We start from the raw sequence: 18,489 nt of genomic DNA, 5'->3' as shown, positions 1-18,489 counted from the left end.
TCCGGGTTAAATATATGCCACTGGTCAGATTTTCCAACAGGTACTCCTTCAATACATTCATATTGACCTGAGCTAGAGACTAAAAATGTAATGACCCAGCCGTTCCTGCACAACTAAGCGGCTTCGGCATAGGCCTGCGCCGGTGTTTTCATCTTTAGCGCCTGGTGAGGACGCTTCTGGTTGTAAAACTGGATCCAGTCGCCAATCACCCGACTGGCATGCTGCAAGGTCTCGAACCTCTGCCGATGGGCACACTGCTCCTTGAGCGTTCTGATCACCCGCTCGACCATGCCGTTTTGTTCCGGCGTGTACGGCGTGATGAACTCCTGCTGCAACCCATAGCTCTTCACCAGTGCTGTGTAGTTGCGGCTGGTAAACACCAACCCATTGTCGCTACGTAACAAAAACGGCGATGCAACTCGTCCCAAGCTGCCGAAGCGAGCAATTAAGGCTTGCTCCAGCGCTGCCTCGGCCGTTTTCGATTTACCACTGCGCGAGAGATGCCATCCCAGTAGTTCACGGGTATGGCAATCAATCACCAGCGCCAAGGAACACCAGCCATCGCGACCAGCCCAGATCCGGCATAGGTCCGTCGCCCAGCGTTGGTTGGGCGCTGAGGCCACCGAAGGCAGGGCCTGGATCCGGGGGCGAAACCCAACCGGACGCTTGCGAACTTGCCAGCCCTTGAGCTGGAAGATGCGCTGTACCGTGTTCTTGTTGAACCCCAACAGGGCTGCAACCGTCCGGTAACCGAACGATGGGTTCTCCTCAATCATGTTTTTGATCGGGGTGACCAGATGCTCCTGAAGCTTGGGCGCGGCCTTGACGCTGCGGTAGTACCAACTACGACGCGGCAGGCCAAACCAGCGGCAGAGCTTGCTGACGGAGACATCAATACCTTCTGCGCGTAATCCCTGCTGAACATCGGCGACTATCTGTCGTCCTCGCCCAGCAGGGAGGCCAGCTTTTTTCTGGCGCGTAACTCCAGCATGGCCTCGCCATAAGCTTCCTGGAGTTCCTTGAGCTGCTTCTCGTACTGCTCGCGAATATCCAGTGGCTTGGCCCGTAAGGCGTTTTCCATGCCCCGTTTGGCGTCATCTACCCATTCTTCAATCTCGGAGGGCGGCAAATCAAAGGCTCGAGCCGCTTCGGCGACGGTGGTCTTGCCCTGAATGATTTCCATGACCAAGGCGGACTTGCGCTTGGCCGTCCAACGTTTGATTTCTTCGTCCATCGTGATGCTCATGTCTGTGATCTCCACTCATTATGACCTGAGCAGGATTTCAGTGGGTCATTACAAAAATGCACAGACAGATATTCCCCTAAACCTTAACAGCTGGAAAATTAGCAATGAAAGGTCTGCCGTTCCAAATATGGCAACTTTTTTTCCTGAAAGATAGGAAAAATAATAGTGAGGTGACAAAGAAACCCGAGTCAATCTTTTAAGATCAACATTCGTTTTATTTTGGTTTAACTTCTTTTCATAATTAAGGTCGTTATTGAATCTAATAATAGAACTAACCACCTTACGGTTCTCAGATAAATCTATAGGAAAACCATCCTTATGATAAGAAGAGGAACTGTCATGTGGTAACGAATGTTCAATACTGGCATAATGTGTACCAGAACCATCGAAACCAATGTTTGTGGTCATAGCGCTAATCGGGTTTAAGCACAAACCACCATGTTTGAAAATAGTTGCATACCAAAAGACTGCCCACGTGCTAATTTTACCAGTGGCATTATTTATAACTTGATCCCAAAAATTATAACTACCATATATGTTAAAGTTCTGAATGCCAATTTCATCAAATTCATCAAGTAAAGCTTGCGGGTCACGCTCATAGTAATTCCAGCGATCAGCCCATGTAGCCCACCCCCACCCAAGGGCGGTTCGCCACAAAAAAGTAGATGGAAGTCCCTCTGACTGAATAGGAAAATTCCAACCACTAATATGCCAAACCATAGGTTCATTTTTATAAAATTCAAGTGCATCATTCATATATTCAAGAAATGATGGAGAAACTAAAACGTCATCCTCTAATATTATGGCTCTACCATATTCAGCCATAACTTCAGCGATACCAGATATAATGTTCTCTGTCAGCCCTAAATTATCTCTTCGTTGTTTAATAACCAATGAATGAAAACATTTAAAATGACTAAGGTTGTGCAAGTTTTCTAAGATCAGAGCTTGTTTACCATGATCATCGATATCCTTTATACCATCCAAATAAACTACTAGCGGAGTCTTTTCAGACAAATTACACTGCTGTAAAAAAGAAAGTGTTTTGGCTGTATGTTCTGGCCTATTGTAAGCAAAAAGAACAACAGGAGCACAGCTATTGCATTGCACATTTTGACCCACTATCGCTGACTCCATTTTGAATTAGGTATAGGTTACTTAACAGCCACTGCATATATAGAACCATATTCTCTATCTTTAATATCAATTGAACCATCAAATGATCTCAGCAATACAGATGAGAACTCCACTTTTTTCAGTGTATTGACAAGATTCTCCTCATCAAACATGTACTTATGTTGATCAGACATATAAGCCACATAATTTACTTGGTCAATTAACGAACCAGTATCGATACGAGCAGGTTGATAGAGGTCATTTGGATCTCTAAAGTGATGGCCATTGACATATGCCTCAATATAACATCTAGAATTAGGCACACAGACAAGTAGCTTACCATTTGGCTTTAAAACTCGGTAACACTCCTTTATGAAAATTATCAAGTCATTATAATTAAAATGTTCTAACATATGAGATGTATATATCATATCCACCGAGCTCTGACCCAATGGAATTCCTCTCTTTAAATCGTAGTTGATATCGGCACCATAAAGATCGACTGTTGTCCAACCACCACATCCTTTTTTTGTTCCTGATCCCAATTCAAGCTTTATTATGCTATTGCTACTGAGCCTATTCCAAAGAACATTTGCAGTCCTACGTAACAGAGCAATCCTAATATATCTTTTTATTCTACCAAAAATATAAAGCGGATTCATGTAATCGATTATAATCATTTACTTTTAATCCCATAATGAATCACGTAAGAGAGCTTTACCATCCGTTGTATACATCCCCTCTAGGAAACAAATAGTAGTAATATGGCGATGATATACCCTATCTCTAGCATATGAGCGGGTTGTAAATCTTCTTCCTTCATGCTCTAGTTGATGCTGTTCAAAATGAATGGAATTAAAACCATATCTTTTTATTAAAGATATATATTCACTATATTTATAATCCATCCTTTCGGTATTATCTAAGACTATGATTTGCTTTCTATTTTTAATTTTACTCAACACTCTTTCAAAGCACATAACCCGATCTCTGCCGTCAATTACAGTGATGCTGATATCTTCATCTTCATAACAATCATCATATGGTCTTTCTGATTTAATCATTTTCAAACGATCTTGATAATCAAATGCATATGCCGTATCGATTATTTTTTTTGCCCAGTTGGCATCATGCTCTACAGACGTAACAAAACAACCTTTACTCAGGAAATAGAGCGTCGAGTTTCCCGAACCAAATTCAAATACTTTAGTTGTAAAACCCATTTTCCTTCTTTCTGAAATAAAAGTATCAAGAAAATCTATTGCTCCATCAGTAACCCATGGCAGAACTCTAAGCATATAAATCTCTCCGGTTGTTGTTGAATTTATTTATGGTTATCTTGATACCAAATCCATACATCCTTGAGTCCCGACGTTAAACATATTTTTGCTTGCCATCCAAGTTCATTCAACCGTCTAACATCTAGTCGCTTAATTGGTGTACCCTCCGATTTATGTTCATTGAAGTGCAAGTCACCATTAAAGCCACTGACCGCTTTCAAATATTCTGCCAGCTCACGAATCGAACAATCAACTCCTGTCCCAATATTAATATGAGAGCATCTAGGATCAGTCAGTGACTGTAAGTTCTGCTTAGATATAGACATAATATGTATGCATGCTGCCGCCAAGTCATCGACATGCATGAATTCACGGCGGGCGTTGCCACTACCCCAGATCTCTACAAACTTATCGCCTTGTTCAATGGCTCGATAAAACTTTCCTATTAAAGCAGGGATAACATGACTGTACTGAGGGTGAAAATTATCATATGGGCCATAGAGATTGGTCGGCATGGCACAGCGATAATCTCTTCCATATTGCCTATTGTAACTTTCACACAGTTTAATACCGGCAATTTTGGCAATAGCATAAGGTTCATTGGTCGGCTCCAGTGGGCCGGTAAGAAGTGCCTCTTCCGAAATCGGTTGTGGGGTCAACTTTGGATAGATGCAACTAGAACCCAGAAACAACATTTTTTGTACATCAGCAAGATGTGCACTGTGAATTAAATTAGCTTCAATCATTAAATTTTGATAGATGAATTCAGCTGGGAAACTCTCGTTTGCAGAAATTCCTCCGACCTTGGCAGCCGCTATATATATTTCATCTATTTGTTGACACATCAAAAACCGTTTTACCGCTTGCTGATCTGTCAGATCTAGGTCACCTCGAGTAGCGGTAACCAGTTCAACTGAATCCAACATCGCAAGTTGCCGACACAAGGCTTGTCCTACCATGCCGAGATGTCCAGAAACAAAGACTCTCTTCTTAGCCATATATTCAGTCCCCCATGGCCTCACCAATCTCAAATCCATGTTTTTTCAACAAGGCATGGCGCTGCGCCACTTTCACATCAGCAGCAACCATTTCAGTACACATTTCTCTTACTGTAATACTGGGTTTCCAACCCAATTTGTTTCGTGCTTTACTCGCATCACCTAACAAAGAATCAACTTCTGCAGGACGGAAATACCTAGGGTCAATACGAAGGACAACATCACCAGGACGGACTGCCGGGGCCAGCTCCCCCTTGGCCGATACCACAACTGCAACCTCTTCAATACCCTTACCTTCGAAACGTAATTGCATACCTACATCTTCCGCAGCCCAAAGAATAAACTGACGCACAGAATACTGCTCGCCAGTCGCAATCACAAAGTCTTCAGGTTTTTCTTGCTGTAATATGAGCCATTGTAGTTCTACATAATCTTTTGCATGACCCCAATCCCGTAGCGAATCAATATTCCCCATGTAGAGACAACTATCCAAACCTTGGGCAATATTGGCCAAGCCTCTGGTAATCTTTCTAGTAACAAAAGTTTCTCCCCTACGGGGAGATTCATGATTGAAAAGAATGCCGTTGCATGCATATAAACCATAGGCCTCACGATAGTTCACCGTGATCCAGTATGCATAAAGTTTGGCAACGGCATAAGGAGAGCGTGGATAGAAGGGGGTGGTTTCTCTTTGCGGTATCTCTTGGACTTGGCCAAACAACTCTGACGTCGAAGCTTGATAAAACCGGGTCTTTTTCTCTAATCCCAACAACCGGATAGCCTCTAGCAGGCGCAATGTGCCCATAGCATCCACATCGGCCGTATATTCAGGAGACTCAAAGCTGACTGCTACGTGAGATTGAGCCCCCAAATTATATACCTCATCAGGTTGAACCTCTTGAATAATACGGGTCAAGTTAGAGGAGTCCGTCAGATCACCATAATGCAGTACAAAGTTTTGATGTTCAATATGAGGATCTTGGTAGATATGGTCTATACGTTGAGTGTTGAACGAAGAAGCTCGGCGCTTGATCCCGTGTACCTGATATCCTTTCTCTAACAGAAGCTCGGCCAAATAGGAGCCATCCTGGCCGGTTACACCAGTGATAAGTGCGACTTTCTTATTCATAGATTTCATGCCACTTGATGATTCGTGCTACAGGTGCCTTGTGTTGTAACTTCAAGACTATGTCATCACCATGCTCTCCCTCTACGGAGTTAAACAATATATCCACATTGGAGGGGAAATCATGTAAAGACCAGACTTGTTTACCATTAAAGGCACTCTCACTCCCCAAAGAGGTAATGAAGAAGTCTGTCACAATACCCGATTTTTCAAGCAGCATGTATATTATGCTCGCCATAATACCTGTACCAAAGATACCAATACGTCTTCCCTTCAATACTGAAACATCATGCTCCTTCTCCAAATAACTATGGAAAAGCCGCTTCAATAACGTCATATTTTTATTTGCCAACGCCAAAGCTACATCTTGTTGGTTTACTCTTTCCAGATCCAGAAGCTCGTAAATAATTCTGGTCTCCCGATTAATTAGGTTATAATTTTCAATATTACTGCTAAGTCCACCAAGATAGAAATTGGCCACTGTTCGGTCAGAAAAATCCCCATGCTTAAAAAGAATGGTCTTCAACATAATATAGGAATCAGCAGCTATATTAAAAGACCGGGGAAAACCACCATATTCCTTCAGCAGGGCTCGTTTCATGAAAAAGCCTTGATGATGAGGATGGCTAAATTCCTGTTCACCTTTACGCAACTCATTTCCATGCAAAATCCACTCAGCATTGGTCGCAGGATCTTTTATAATAACTCTAGCAGCCAAATAATCTAGAGAATCATCTCTTTCAAATTCGGTCAAAATATCATAAATGACATCTGAGTCACAGAGGTGATCATCTGAACTAAGATAATAAATAATTTCACCCGTTGCAGCAGCTAATCCTTTGTTGAAAGCATCATAAACGCCGTTATCTGCTTCTGACACCACTTTTGCTATATGTGGAAATGTAGACACTAGGGTGAGTGTCTGATCTGAAGATCGGCCATCGACAATGATATGTTCTATCTGGGAAATGGCGGTTTGCTTAGCCACACTACATAAGCATCTTTCGATAGTTGCAGCACTATTATATGTTGCTGTGATGATAGAAACTTTCATTTAATTTTCATCCATTAGAGCAGTATAAAGGGCATTCTAAACCAAAGGTCAGCTACGAACGCCTGCCGCTTTTCTCAATACACTGATACAATCCATATCCTTGCATTCCCAATCGATGAGTGTTTGTTCTACAACCTCGAAATTATGATGCTGGGCAATCAAAGCAACATCATCTTTTGAGATCCTACTACGTCCGGCCGGATTCAGATTCCATTGGTCGAACACTCTCATCTTATCCACCAATGCACCAAGATTGGAGTGATGCATAACAACATATCCCTGACCTTTCAGTACACGGTTGAATTCGCCGAGATAGAAATCCAAGCTTTTATAAGAGAAATGGACCATCGCATCCCAAGAATATATCAGACTTAGAGAGCTGGCTTGCTGAGGTAACTGATCTGCACCATTGCATTGCATACTAATATTTGAATATTTAGCAAAGCGCTGGCGGCAGAACTCTATTGCGTCAAAGCTGGCATCAACCAACTGTAGATACTGACAACGAGTATGCACTATCTCTGCAATACGTCCCTTACCACAGGCAAAATCAAGGACATTACTATAATCCAACACACCTTCCAGCCGGCTCAATACAGGTTGAATGAATCTATTATATTGGGCTTGGGCTGAATTTTCTGCCAATTTATAGTAGGCATCCCATTCATCATCTGCCGGGGTAGCATTCAGTCTGGTTTGAATCAGGTCTAGCACATCAATTTTCTGCTCAGCGCCGATACCTACAATTCTCGTAGGATCAACGCCCTCACTAACAAGATACTTTGTTATCTCTTCTTCAAATAATTGAGAAGCAATAATAATTTGATCAGGCTGTTGCCAATCCATCAACGCCGGTGGTAAAGAAATGAGTTGTTGCTGTTTTCCCAAGGACTTAAATTTTTTATCGACCAGCCAAACCACATGACAAAAAGGAACTGCAGCCAACTGTCGCAGGAAATATTCGCCAATTTCTCCAGCACCATAGATAGCAATGTTTGCTCCCTTGATGACACGATCGAAGGGAAACAGTATGAGATTCATGAGTTAACCCTGCTTATTATAGTTCAATACGGGTAGCGTCTTGTACAGCCAGGTCACGGGGCGAAACCCAAACAGGCCATCTTTCTTATTTGCATGTCCATTCAACGCACAAAGTCTGGCCCAACGTTCAGATATCACGCCAAAATCATCCTTCCAGTCAGCTCTGATACTACTACTGAGTTTTTCTAGCCATAAATAAATCCGTTCTAACTCTACATCACTTAAATCACTTCGCAGATCACAGCACCATTCATGCGCCTCAATATCTATGTCCGCGACGCCGAGAGTTAGCATGTATTTGCTCATGATCTGCCGATAAAGAATCATTTGACGCGTTCGTTTTATTTTTGAGACTTGAGCATCATGAACTCTGTAATGGACCAATACTTCCGGGATGTTGGCAAATTTAACTCCACTACAAAGTGCCATTCTGGACCAGAGCTCAGTATCCTCGACATCTTCATATTTTTTGTCATATGCAAAATTCTGAAAAAACTCGATTTTACCCATGATAGAGCTATGGCTGAACCCAGATGAACGAAACAACAGCATGAATTTAATAAATGTATCTTCCCGGCGGTGATGCCAGATCTCGCTGCGAGCCCCGAAAAGCTGCACCCAGCTTCCAACAATGTCTACCTCTGGGTGAGCGTTGAGAAAAGCCAACTGACAAGAGAAACGATGGGGCTCACAAATATCATCGCCATCCATGCGGGCCAACCATCTGCCCTGGGCTAATGCCACCCCTTCGTTAAGAGAATCGACAATTCCGCGATTTTCCCGGGAAATGATCTTGATCCGTTGATCATGACAAGCTATACGCCGAACAATTGCAGGTGTCTCATCACTGCAACCGTCATCGATCACCAGCACTTCAAAGTCTGTGAAAGTTTGAGCCTGGATACTAGCAAGAGCTTCTTCGATATATTCTGCACAGTTATAGACAGGCATTAATACAGATAACAGTGGTTTGGTCACGGCATGTGTATCCAAGGTTCAAAGAGTTGTCGTGTGCTTGGCAAAGTGATTCAACGCATTGTTCACCGCATCATCCATATCAAAATAGCGATATTCGGCAAGGCGGCCCAAAGCAATCAGCTGCGGGAACCGGGTCAACTCATCACGGCACGCTTGATAATGCTGTTTGGCTACATCGGTAAACAGCGGGTAGTAGGGCTCTAGCCCCTGTTCCGGCTGATAGTCACAGGGATATTCGTAAACGATGCTGGTACCGGGATGTACCTGCCCGCTGAAATGCTTGAACTCGGTGATCCGTGTGAAGGCTTCTTCATTTGGATAATTGACGGTGGTGACCGGTTGAAATTGCTCCAGTGCCAGATGGCGATGCTCAAAACGCAGTGAACGGTATGGCAGGTAATTCCCCTCTGCCGGCAGCAGATGATCCAGCATCCCGGTATAGATCAAGGGGCCATCAAATTGCTCGCCATCCAGCAGCACCCGCTTCTGCTGCCAATCCAGCCTGACGTGCTCTGCCATGGGGGTCGACAGCCTCACGTCAATCAGCGGATGCGCAAGCATGCGCTCAAACATGGCGGTATAGCCTACGGCCGGCACCGCCTGCCAGGGGTCGGTGAAGTAGCGATCATCCCGGCTGACCACCACAGGTACCCGCGCCGTCACCTCGGGGGAGATCTGCTCGGGGGGGACTCCCCACTGTTTGCTGGTGTAGTTGACGAACGCCTTCTGATAGATGAAATCCGCCAGTTCACCCAGCAGGGGAGACTGCTCCTTGCGCAGTTCGAGAATCGGCACTCTGGCGCCATCCCCGAACCGGGTACGCAGGGCCTCAATCATGGCGCCGGCCTTGTCGGCGGGGAAACAGCGTTCGATGCTGGTCAGGTTGAACGGGATAGGCACCAGTTGCCCATCGATGCGCGACAGCACGCGATGCTCGTAAGGCAACCACTCGGTAAACTGCGACAGGTAATCCCACACTTCCTTGCTGTCGGTATGGAAGAGGTGCGGCCCATAGCGATGGATCAGCACGCCATGCTTGTCATACTCGTCGAAACAGTTGCCCCCGATGTGGTCGCGCTGTTCCAGCACCAGCACCTTCCAGCCAAGCTGGCTGGCCATTCGTTCAGCCATGACGGCGCCCGAAAGCCCGGCGCCAATGACGATTGCCTGATATTTCATTTATATTTTGCTCTAAGAATTTTTACTTTGGGCATATAGCAGGCCTTGTTGCTCAAATCGGGGAACTATCTGTCATCTCGGTGATCTGATCCTGTAGCGCAGTCTCCGAGAGCATCAGATGGGCAAGTCCAAGCACAAGATCAGCAACTGGCAGCAGTACAACCAAGCCTTGGTGCAACGCGGTTCGTTGACCATCTGGATGGACGAACAAGCCATTAAGCAGTGGCATTGCCTGGTCCACCATGGCCGCCGAGGGAGAGGTTTCCACTACAGTGACACCGCCATTGAGACGGCCCTGATGCTAAAAGGCTTGTTCAAGTTGCCGCTGCGGGCGCTAGAAGGCTTCATTAACTCGTTGTTCCAACTGATGGCGGTGCCTTTGCAGTCGCCGGACTATAGCTGTATCAGCAAGCGCGCCAAGACCGTCGACATCAAGTACCGCCTCCCCAGCCAAGGCCCGGTGGCTCACTTGGTCATTGATGCCACCGGCCTCAAGGTCTATGGCGAAGGCGAATGGAAAATTCGCAAACACGGCAAGGAGAAGCGACGAGTGTGGCGCAAGCTCCACTTGGCGGTGGATGCCACAACCCATGCGGTCATCGCTGCCGAAGTCAGCCTGGAGACGGTGGCGGATAACGAGGTGTTACCGACGTTGCTCAACCCCTTACGACGCAAGATAAAACAGGTCAGCGCCGATGGTGCGTATGACACCAAGGCCTGTCATGCGCTACTGAAGAAGAAGGGGGCGAAAGCCACCATACCGCCGAGAAAAAATGCGGCACCGTGGGAGGAAGACCATCCCCGCAACGAGGCGGTGACGGCGCTCAAGGCCGGTGAACTGAAGCAATGGAAGAAAGACTCCGGCTATCACCAGCGCTCGATAGCCGAGACCGCCATGTACCGGTTCAAGCAACTCATCGGGCCAACGCTGAGCCTGCGGAACTACAACGCCCAGGTGGGCGAAATCCTGGCTGGCGTGAAGGTGATGAACAAGCTGATAGGGCTTGGTATGCCTGTTCGCCAGCCAGTGAATTGAGTGGTATCAACGGGTTGGGGAACGGCCATCCAGCGACGGATTTGATCAACAACGCCCATATAGCACTGTTTCCATCCAGCTGTTTCTATGATGCCCCAAATAAAAAAGATAATCTGGATTAAGTGACTTTATATACTCTGGTATACGCCATAAATCCGATTGACAGTGATAAAGACTGATCGCTAATTTTGGTTTTCGAGTAGTAATTGTATTTTTTGCCCCCACAAGAGCATGCATTTCAGCGCCCTCAATATCTAGTTTGATAACCGTTGGAGCTATGCCATTCGACTTTACATAGTCATCAATGCTAATCGCATTGATAGCCACCTCGCCTTTTTCATCGACTCGTCGTCCATACGAGATGGTATCATTATCCGAAAAATTGAGCTCTTGTGCTGATGACCATAAGCCTAAATTGTTAGATATCACTTTTAACTTTGTTTTATCTCCATAACGGAGCAGAGCTTGAAAATTTTCTGAATCTGGCTCAAAAGCATGAATTTCTCGCACAATAATATTGTGCTCATCCAAGCTTTTAATCGTATCGCCGATGTATGCCCCGCCATCAATAATTATATCAGCGGTTGAATATCCAACATTGGGTGACATATATTGTGGATAGCTACTAACGGATATACTATCTACATTACCACAACGGAAGGAAATGAGGTCAATCAAACTTTTCTTAGAAGCATCATCTTCTAATGATGAATAAAAATTGATTAGCTCATTCTTATCAGTAATTGTCATGCGTTCAAATACAGTAACAAAGGGGTCTATAACAAACACTTCCCCTACAAACCCAGCACGTCTTAAATCTAGCGTTATTTCTTTTGCCCATGTAGATGCGATCAGTAAAGGTGCTGTTTTTGAGGAGATATATTTTATAGTCTTAAGCGGAAGGTTCATAAATATACCTTCATCTTCATTTCTACCCACAAAATAGGATGCCGTATGCCCAAACTTTATAAGTTGATCATAACAATTCTGAGCAAGCTGGCCTGTTCCAAAAATTCCAAATACAGTTCGGTCTTCTATTAGATCTATTAGTCTATTGCTCTTTATATACAATAGCTCAACTTGTTGGGAAAACACATTGTTCATTTAAGTCCTCTTGGCTGATGTTAAAACAACCGTGCGAATACTGATTTCGGGGTCTTCCGTTCTTCCCACGCCAGTTGATGCCGCTCGTCGAAGAACCAGCCTGGCGCCAACTCCGCAACCTCTACCACCGACTGCTCGATGAGCTGTGTGAAGCGGACGACGTCATCCTGCCGCAAAAAGTAGAGCGCGGCAGAGTAGTAGTGATGGGCACGCCCCTGGGCAATGATCACCGGGTCCGCGCCAAACGCAGCCGCATTGTCACAGGCGCGCAGCAGGTCGCGCAGCGACTGCTCACGGCGCTCTGCAGACTTGCGGGTCTGCCCGCCGAAGCTCTGGGTATGGAAGCGATAACGCCCCAGCAGCTCGGGGATAAAATCCAGGGTGCCAGGATTGAGGGAGAGATTCAGGATGTGCCAGGGATAATCGAGAATGATCTTGCACCCTTCATCGATGGCATCAGCCATGCCGTCATAGCGGCGGAACATGATGGAGCTGGCATTGACGAAGACCCCGAAGCGGATCAACGCCTCCCGCGTCATCACGGGTTCGAGGTAACGGGCGTTGTAGTAATCGCGAGTGAAGAGCTTGATGCGCGCATCGGTCTCATCATCAAACATCTCCGCCTCGTGATAGCAAAGTGTGCAGCCGGGGTGCGTGTCCAGATAGTCGGCCTGCCGCTGCAGCTTGCCCGGCAAGGCCAGGTCATCGCCATCCACATAAGCAAGGTAGGCCCCTTTTGCTTCACCAAGCAGCCGCTTCTGGGTTCTGGCCAGCCCCATGTTCTGTTCGTTTTGCAGGGCCCGCAGGGCCGGCCACTGCCGTGCCAGCCGCTGCATGATGGACCAGGAGTCATCACTCGAGCCGTCATCGATGGCGATCACCTCGAACTCGAAATCCGTCTGCTGCTCGAGCAGGCTGAGCAGGCAGGGTTCGATGAAGCACGCCAGATTGTAGACGGGCACCAATACGCTGACTTTCATAGGGAAATCCAAGGGAAAATGAATAGAAAAGAAGCGGATGGGAGAAAATGGGCAAGGCTACCGCACGGTCCCTGTCAACCCTTCTCCCTCTCTGTCAGGTTTTACTGCAAGAGGTATGCCTGACCAAGCTAATCCATTGAAGCTGCGGGATTTATGTGAGCCACACCCGATTATTCGCGTCGGCTGAGGCCACGGCTGCACAGTTGCAGCATGTCGATACCATCCCAGTGCCATTCGAATGCGAGCGCCTGTCCCGGCGCCACCACCCGGTCAATCCGGCAGGTGGGGGCAGTCGGCAGCACCGCTTCGACCCCGCCCCTGTCACCGCCGACCCAGACGCAGGTCTGCATGCCCCAGGGCTGTGCCAGCAGCTCATTCAGGGTATCGGCCACAAATTCGGCAACTGTACCTCCTCCGACGTGTGCGAGCCGCAGCGTGCTGGTCGGAGTCAATAAGGTGACGCCGGGCAAGCCGGTCACCTTCATTGCCCCCTGCTCGGCGGCATTTTGTTGACTGTGGATGAGTCGTTCCATCGCCAGGGCGGGATCGGTGGCAAAGGGGGCGAACAGGGCTTCCAGCAAGCGGCGGCGTAGTCCCTCGTCGGGCTCACCCAGCCAGCAGAGGGTGGTCGGCGAGGCGCAGGCCTGCTGGTTGAAACGGGTACAGTCCTGCTGCAAGGCATCCAGCGTCCGTTGCCACTCTTGCGGATCCAGCCCCGCCAGCCAGCGGCTGTCGAGTACCGCCATCGAGCGGCGATCCGGAAACACCACCTCCTGCGCCGTGGGTGCCAAGGGAATGGCCCGCACCTGGCGAATGGTCTCGTCGCCGCCCCAGATGATGCGCAGCCGGCAGCGCGCCGACAGCCAGGCGGTGATACCCTCGTCGTGGTCATAGCGAATGAAGCGGGTACGGGCAGCGATCTCTTGCCATTCACCGAGGCTGAACAGTTCGTTGAGGATCGTCAACATGGCCTCCTGCTGCGGATCGCGGCGTGACGAAAGCCGCACCACGCAGGGGTTACCCATCAACAGAGCCACCAGCCAGGAGTAGAAGGCCACCGTCGGCACGTTGGAGGGCACCAGGTGAAAGGTGACCCCCAGCGGCCCCCGCCCCTGCAAGCGCTGCTGTTCTCTGGCCAGCTGACGGGGCCGCAGCCAGAAACCGAACGCGGCCAGATCAGGGTGACGACGACCCTCCTGTTGCAGGCGGGTCGACAGCGCCGCCACGAAGTCGCAGATGACAGGGGCAAAGCAGGGCAGCGGCTGCGGGCAGAAGGTTTGCCAGCCCGCAGCCGGCGCCACGAAGCTGACCGCCGGCCCCTCCTGCCAGAGCCCGGTGGCCACCCCGGACGGGGTCATTGAAAGGTGTCGCTGCATCCCCTCACCTCGGCGCCGTGCTGGCGTCCCGCTACGTGAAAATAACGGCCATGGCGGCCACAAGGGCAGTCATCCTCCCCCAGCAGCACACCGAGATCCTCGCTCAGCAGGCTGTGGCCGGGATAGCTGCCGGGAATGGCGGAGAGCACCTGCAGCAGGCCTGGGCTGCCAATCCCGAGCGGCTGATGGCTGAGCGGATCGCGCACCTGTACATCGGCAAACACGGGAGCATGCAAGTGACCCTGCTCGCACTCGACGAAGATGGAGCCCACCTGCTCCACCATGCCGTAGAAGTTGTGTACCCGGCCCAGCCCCAGCTGTTCCCGGCAGCGGGCCTTGAAGGCGGGATTGTCCACCGCCAGGTGCTGCAGCTTTTTCCAGCCGCCGCTGTGAAACAAAATACCCTGCGTCAGCGGCAGTTGCAGGCCGCGCTCGCGCAGCGGTTCCAGCAGGCATTGCCAGATCATGAAGGTGAAGCCGAACAGCAGCACCGGCTGGCCGGCATATTTGTCACAAAAAGCCTCTATCACCGGCCAGTTGGGCCGCATCTGCTCGTCGAGAGCATAGGTATGATCACGGCCGAGGAAAGAGAGCCCCAGCGCGCCCGCGCCGCGCGCCGAAAAGCCGCTGCGGTTCTGGATGAGGGCGGGTTGCTCCACCAGCAGCATGGGCAGGCGCTGCTTGCCGACAAACTCCTGCAAGATCTTCACCAGCACCTTGCTCTGCAGGGCGGCGGTCTCCCTGTCCAGCACGATCCGTGATGGTGAACCCGTGGTGCCCGACGAGGTGAGCACCTTGAACACCTCGCTCTGCGGCACGCTCTGCCACTGGGCTAGTTTGAACAGCCGGGCCGCCAGGTAAGGCAGCGCATCGTAGTCGGTCGCCGCGGCCGTCCAGCCGAAGGCTTGCAGCACATTGTCATAGGCCGTGCAGTGCGCCTGATGGTGCGCAGTCAGCGCGTTGAGCCGCGCCAGCAGCAGCGCCTGTTTGGCGGCCTGGGGCAGGGCGAAGACCGGCGCGCTCAGCAACTGCTCCATCACGCCTCCCCCGCCAGTCTGGCCAGAGCGGCGTAGTCAATCTTGTGATTGGCGGTGCGCGGCAGTTGTGGCACCTGCACCACCTGTACCGCCCGCGGCGGGGCCTGCAGCCATTGCGCCAGCTCACGCTGCAAGCCGTCGGCCGGCTGGTCACCGCGGGGCTCGACGACCACCAGCAGGCTGTCATCACGCCCGCCGCAGGCCCCCGTCCAGCCCCAGCAATGGAGCTGGCTCTCGACCTCCGCCAGGCTGACCCGCTTGCCGAACAGCTTGAGAAAACGGCTGAGCCGGCCGCAGATGTAGTAGCGGCCCGCCTCATCGCAACGGGCCAGATCGCCGGTGGCCAGCTCCTGCAGCTGGGCGCCCAGCGCCAGATCCTCGGCCGTGCCGGCGTAGCCCAGCATGACGTTGTCGCCGCGATAGACCAGCTCCCCCTCCCCGGGTTTGCCCCCCTCCAGCGCGCGCAAAGCGAACTGGCCGCCGGGAATGGCGCGGCCGATGGCATCGGGATGAGCGGCCACCTCGGGCGCCGCCAGCCAGGCCATGCGGGCGGTGGCCTCGGTCTGGCCGTACATGACGAAGAAGCGCCGCTCCAGCCGCAGGGCCTGCTCGGCAAACTGCTGTGCCAGCGCGGGCTCTAAACGCCCGCCCGCCTGAGTCAGGGTTTGCAACGAGGGGTAGCGGGCCCAGTCAAAGCGCAGCCGGGCCAGCATCTGATAGGTAAAGGGCACTCCGGCAAAGCTGCTCACCTCGTGCAGATCGATCTGCTGCCAGAAGTCGCGCTCCAGCACGCTCCCTTCGTGCTGCACCAGGGAGGCGCCCACCAGCAGATGGCTGTTGAGCACCGACAAGCCGTAGGAGTAGTACAGCGGCAGGCTGGTGATGGCCCGCTCGGCCGCTGTCAGCGTCAGATAGTCGGCGATGGAGGCGGCGTTGGCAGCCAGATTGCGCCCCGACAGCCGCACCCACTTGGCGCTGCCGGTGCTGCCCGAGGTCGGCAGCAATACCGCCAGCACCGGGTGCAGGGTGGGCGTCGTCGCGGCGAGCCGCTCCAGCTGGCCGGCGTCATTGACCCGCCAGCTCACGCCAAACTGCCGGCAGCTGGCATCGTGCTGGCTCGCTGGGAGGGCCGGGTCTGCCAGCATCACGGCATGCCCCAGCTTGAGCGCGGCCAGATAGTGCAGCAGGTGGGCGGTGCGGGTGAAAAAGGGCAGATAGACCAGGTTGCGCTCGTCCGGATAACTGGCCGCCAGCCGCGCCACCCGCCGTGCCAGCTCGCCGTAGGAGAGCCAGCCCTCTTGCGGATCGCACCAGGCCGGCGCCGGGTTGTCTTCCCGCAGGTGGGCGAGCAGTGCGTGCGCGTGATCCATCAGACCGTCATGCCTCCATCCACGCCGATGACCTGACCGGTCACATAGCTTGCCAGGTCGGAAGCGAGAAACAGCGCGACCTTGGCCACTTCGTCCGGCGTGCCGATGCGCCCCATGGCGATGCTGGCGAGTCGCTCGGCAAACTTGTCGTCCGGGATGGCGTGGGCCATCTCGGTGTCGATGAAGCCGGGGGCGATGGCATTGACCCGGATACGGCTGGCGGCCAGCTCCTTGGCCAGCGACTGGGTGATGCCGATCACCGCCGCCTTGCTGCCGGCATAGCTACAAAGGCCGGCGGCCCCCACCCGCCCCATCAGGGAGGCCAGATTGATGATGCTGCCGCCACCGCTGCGCTGCATCAGGCGGGCGGCATACTGGCTGCAATAGACCACGCTGAAGGTGTTGTGACTGAAGGTCTGTTCCAGCTGGGCCTGATTGACCATGCCGAGCAGCCCCTCTTCCAGCATGCCGGCATTGTTGACCAGCACGTCCAGCTGGCGCGTCTGGGCAAACAGCTGCTGAAAGGCCTGCTTGACTGCCTGCGGCTGTGCCACATCGACACAGAGCGAGTGACAAGACACGCCGAACTCGGCGCCGAGTTCATCGGCCAGCCGGCTCAGGGCCGCCTCGTCACGCCCCGCCAGCCACAGCTCGGCCCCCTGCGCGGCAAACAACCGGGCAATGGCGAGCCCGATGCCGCGCCCGGCGCCGGTGATCAACACCCGCTTGCCTTGCAGCAGCCCCTGCATCAGAGGGCGACCCCGTACTTGGCGAGGATCTCCCGCGCCTTGGCGACCGAGCTCATGTCGATGATGTCATCGGTATCGAGCAGCACGCCGTAGCAGTCCTCCAGCTGGGCGATCAGGCCCATGTGGGCGACGGAGTCCCACTGGGGAATGCTGTTGTAGGCCAGCTGGTCGCTGACGCTGCCGACGTCGATGCCGAGGGCATCGGCAAAAACCTGTTCCAACGCTATAGTCATCTGAAAAATCTCCGTAGCCGTTCTCGGGCGGCATAATAGTCGGCGGGCTGCAGTTCGAGGGCGATGAAGTCGCCCTGTTGCCCCTGTTGGCGATAGCCGAGCTGCGCATTGAGGCGCAGGGCGGCGTCATTGCCGGTGCGCACCAGGGTGCGGATGCAGCCGAGCCCGAAGGTATCGAAGCCCTGATCGAGCTGTGACAGGGCGGCAGCGACGGCCAGCATAGGGTGGCGCACGCTGGAGCGGCCCAGATAGAGGCCGGCATCCGCCACCGGCTGCCCCAGCAAAGACTGCCTCATCTCCCCTTTCAGGTTGACGTAGCCAGCCCGCAGGCCGCGGCACCAGAGCACCCAGTGCTGCTGGTCAGGCCGTTCCAGGCTGCTGACGAACCACTGCCGTTGCTGACTGGGGGAGATGAGCGCCTGCTCCACCATCTGCAACCGCACCTCGTCCTGGTTGCGCCAGCGTCGTAGAGTGGGCAGATCCCAGGGCTGGAGCGGGCGCAATTCGACACCATAACTCATGTTCAATACCAATGACGTCCCATCACTTGCCCATGTTATCGACCATCGCCGGGCAATTCCGTAGC

General features: G+C 51.7%; 20 protein-coding genes. 1 reads left to right on the top strand and 19 read right to left on the bottom strand.

The genetic code is table 11. The annotated features are described in order from the left end of the window. Window positions 1–113 precede the first annotated feature (113 nt). From ACPW75_RS21915 to glf, 11 genes are read right to left on the bottom strand one after another with little or no spacing between them, the layout of a single operon-like run. Window positions 114–896 (bottom strand): IS3 family transposase, encoded by a 783-nt coding sequence (locus ACPW75_RS21915; protein WP_223936907.1) that lies wholly within the window; start codon window positions 894–896, stop codon window positions 114–116. Window positions 897–931: 35 nt separating this feature from the next. Then, entirely contained in the window at window positions 932–1,246 is a 315-nt protein-coding gene (locus ACPW75_RS21910) for a transposase (RefSeq protein ID WP_039026396.1), read from the bottom strand. A 48-nt stretch (window positions 1,247–1,294) separates the two neighbouring features. Next, a complete protein-coding gene (locus tag ACPW75_RS21905) occupies window positions 1,295–2,368 on the bottom strand; it encodes a hypothetical protein (RefSeq protein WP_425904364.1) in 1,074 nt (357 codons plus the stop codon). A gap of 32 nt (window positions 2,369–2,400) precedes the next feature. Beyond that, window positions 2,401–3,042, bottom strand: coding sequence for a class I SAM-dependent methyltransferase (locus ACPW75_RS21900; RefSeq protein ID WP_077095737.1), 642 nt, complete (start codon window positions 3,040–3,042; stop codon window positions 2,401–2,403). A gap of 6 nt (window positions 3,043–3,048) precedes the next feature. After that, a complete protein-coding gene (locus ACPW75_RS21895; protein WP_143238961.1) occupies window positions 3,049–3,660 on the bottom strand; it encodes a hypothetical protein in 612 nt (203 codons plus the stop codon). A gap of 26 nt (window positions 3,661–3,686) precedes the next feature. Beyond that, entirely contained in the window at window positions 3,687–4,640 is a 954-nt protein-coding gene (locus ACPW75_RS21890; RefSeq protein WP_077095745.1) for a GDP-L-fucose synthase family protein, read from the bottom strand. Between the two features lie 4 nt (window positions 4,641–4,644). Further along, on the bottom strand, window positions 4,645–5,769 hold the full coding sequence (gene gmd, locus ACPW75_RS21885; protein WP_077095738.1) for a GDP-mannose 4,6-dehydratase: 1,125 nt from the start codon (window positions 5,767–5,769) through the stop codon (window positions 4,645–4,647). Beyond that, complete coding sequence (locus ACPW75_RS21880) at window positions 5,762–6,820, bottom strand: glycosyltransferase family 2 protein (RefSeq protein ID WP_077095739.1); 1,059 nt, start codon at window positions 6,818–6,820, stop codon at window positions 5,762–5,764. Before ACPW75_RS21880 ends, gmd begins: the two co-directional genes overlap by 8 nt. Before the next feature lie 48 nt (window positions 6,821–6,868). Further along, window positions 6,869–7,861: a class I SAM-dependent methyltransferase gene (locus ACPW75_RS21875; RefSeq protein WP_077095740.1), complete on the bottom strand. Its 993-nt coding sequence runs from the start codon at window positions 7,859–7,861 to the stop codon at window positions 6,869–6,871. 3 nt (window positions 7,862–7,864) lie between these two features. Beyond that, window positions 7,865–8,839 (bottom strand): glycosyltransferase family 2 protein, encoded by a 975-nt coding sequence (locus tag ACPW75_RS21870; RefSeq protein WP_143238962.1) that lies wholly within the window; start codon window positions 8,837–8,839, stop codon window positions 7,865–7,867. Between the two features lie 18 nt (window positions 8,840–8,857). Continuing rightward, window positions 8,858–10,018 (bottom strand): UDP-galactopyranose mutase, encoded by a 1,161-nt coding sequence (gene glf, locus ACPW75_RS21865; RefSeq protein ID WP_077095742.1) that lies wholly within the window; start codon window positions 10,016–10,018, stop codon window positions 8,858–8,860. 118 nt (window positions 10,019–10,136) lie between these two features. Here glf and ACPW75_RS21860 point away from each other — a divergent pair, with 118 nt between their 5' ends. Then, complete coding sequence (locus ACPW75_RS21860; RefSeq protein WP_024946304.1) at window positions 10,137–11,054, top strand: IS5 family transposase; 918 nt, start codon at window positions 10,137–10,139, stop codon at window positions 11,052–11,054. Between the two features lie 45 nt (window positions 11,055–11,099). On the opposite strand, the gene ACPW75_RS21855 is transcribed toward ACPW75_RS21860, so the two are convergent. The 8 genes from ACPW75_RS21855 to ACPW75_RS21820 all read right to left on the bottom strand — a co-directional run bounded on the left by ACPW75_RS21855 (window position 11,100) and on the right by ACPW75_RS21820 (window position 18,436). Next, a complete protein-coding gene (locus ACPW75_RS21855) occupies window positions 11,100–12,158 on the bottom strand; it encodes an FkbM family methyltransferase (RefSeq protein ID WP_081398599.1) in 1,059 nt (352 codons plus the stop codon). A 20-nt stretch (window positions 12,159–12,178) separates the two neighbouring features. Beyond that, complete coding sequence (locus ACPW75_RS21850) at window positions 12,179–13,150, bottom strand: glycosyltransferase family 2 protein (RefSeq protein ID WP_077096307.1); 972 nt, start codon at window positions 13,148–13,150, stop codon at window positions 12,179–12,181. Between the two features lie 158 nt (window positions 13,151–13,308). After that, entirely contained in the window at window positions 13,309–14,496 is a 1,188-nt protein-coding gene (locus tag ACPW75_RS21845; protein ID WP_077096306.1) for an acyl-CoA reductase, read from the bottom strand. Further along, window positions 14,493–15,551 carry an acyl-protein synthetase gene (locus ACPW75_RS21840; protein WP_077096305.1) on the bottom strand — a complete coding sequence of 353 codons (1,059 nt, stop codon included), beginning with the start codon at window positions 15,549–15,551 and terminating at the stop codon, window positions 14,493–14,495. The genes ACPW75_RS21845 and ACPW75_RS21840 overlap by 4 nt, the downstream gene beginning before the upstream one ends. After that, window positions 15,551–16,921: an AMP-binding protein gene (locus ACPW75_RS21835; protein WP_077096304.1), complete on the bottom strand. Its 1,371-nt coding sequence runs from the start codon at window positions 16,919–16,921 to the stop codon at window positions 15,551–15,553. Before ACPW75_RS21835 ends, ACPW75_RS21840 begins: the two co-directional genes overlap by 1 nt. Next, entirely contained in the window at window positions 16,921–17,670 is a 750-nt protein-coding gene (locus ACPW75_RS21830; protein ID WP_077096303.1) for an SDR family NAD(P)-dependent oxidoreductase, read from the bottom strand. Before ACPW75_RS21830 ends, ACPW75_RS21835 begins: the two co-directional genes overlap by 1 nt. Beyond that, window positions 17,670–17,903, bottom strand: a complete 234-nt coding sequence (locus ACPW75_RS21825) for an acyl carrier protein (protein WP_077096302.1) — start codon at window positions 17,901–17,903, stop codon at window positions 17,670–17,672. Before ACPW75_RS21825 ends, ACPW75_RS21830 begins: the two co-directional genes overlap by 1 nt. Continuing rightward, the gene (locus ACPW75_RS21820; RefSeq protein WP_077096301.1) at window positions 17,900–18,436 is read right to left on the bottom strand and encodes a GNAT family N-acetyltransferase; all 537 of its coding nucleotides are present in this window, start codon (window positions 18,434–18,436) and stop codon (window positions 17,900–17,902) included. The genes ACPW75_RS21825 and ACPW75_RS21820 overlap by 4 nt, the downstream gene beginning before the upstream one ends. Window positions 18,437–18,489: the final 53 nt, after the last annotated feature.

The sequence above is a fragment of the Aeromonas sp. FL131 genome, from assembly GCF_049860615.1.
Lineage (GTDB): Bacteria > Pseudomonadota > Gammaproteobacteria > Enterobacterales > Aeromonadaceae > Aeromonas > Aeromonas hydrophila.
Note: the sequence above shows the minus strand (reverse complement) of the source record. Positions and strands in the feature narration are given on the sequence as shown.

Coding starts and splice junctions, on each gene's coding strand:
- glf (WP_077095742.1), bottom strand. CDS start 10,018: ATGAAATATCAGGCAATCGTCATTGGCGCCGGGCTTTCGGGCGCCGTC.
- ACPW75_RS21875 (WP_077095740.1), bottom strand. CDS start 7,861: ATGAATCTCATACTGTTTCCCTTCGATCGTGTCATCAAGGGAGCAAAC.
- ACPW75_RS21835 (WP_077096304.1), bottom strand. CDS start 16,921: ATGGATCACGCGCACGCACTGCTCGCCCACCTGCGGGAAGACAACCCG.
- ACPW75_RS21855 (WP_081398599.1), bottom strand. CDS start 12,158: ATGAACAATGTGTTTTCCCAACAAGTTGAGCTATTGTATATAAAGAGC.
- gmd (WP_077095738.1), bottom strand. CDS start 5,769: ATGAATAAGAAAGTCGCACTTATCACTGGTGTAACCGGCCAGGATGGC.
- ACPW75_RS21860 (WP_024946304.1), top strand. CDS start 10,137: ATGGGCAAGTCCAAGCACAAGATCAGCAACTGGCAGCAGTACAACCAA.
- ACPW75_RS21900 (WP_077095737.1), bottom strand. CDS start 3,042: ATGATTATAATCGATTACATGAATCCGCTTTATATTTTTGGTAGAATA.
- ACPW75_RS21895 (WP_143238961.1), bottom strand. CDS start 3,660: ATGCTTAGAGTTCTGCCATGGGTTACTGATGGAGCAATAGATTTTCTT.
- ACPW75_RS21825 (WP_077096302.1), bottom strand. CDS start 17,903: ATGACTATAGCGTTGGAACAGGTTTTTGCCGATGCCCTCGGCATCGAC.
- ACPW75_RS21845 (WP_077096306.1), bottom strand. CDS start 14,496: ATGACCCCGTCCGGGGTGGCCACCGGGCTCTGGCAGGAGGGGCCGGCG.
- ACPW75_RS21890 (WP_077095745.1), bottom strand. CDS start 4,640: ATGGCTAAGAAGAGAGTCTTTGTTTCTGGACATCTCGGCATGGTAGGA.
- ACPW75_RS21910 (WP_039026396.1), bottom strand. CDS start 1,246: ATGAGCATCACGATGGACGAAGAAATCAAACGTTGGACGGCCAAGCGC.
- ACPW75_RS21840 (WP_077096305.1), bottom strand. CDS start 15,551: ATGGAGCAGTTGCTGAGCGCGCCGGTCTTCGCCCTGCCCCAGGCCGCC.
- ACPW75_RS21830 (WP_077096303.1), bottom strand. CDS start 17,670: ATGCAGGGGCTGCTGCAAGGCAAGCGGGTGTTGATCACCGGCGCCGGG.
- ACPW75_RS21880 (WP_077095739.1), bottom strand. CDS start 6,820: ATGAAAGTTTCTATCATCACAGCAACATATAATAGTGCTGCAACTATC.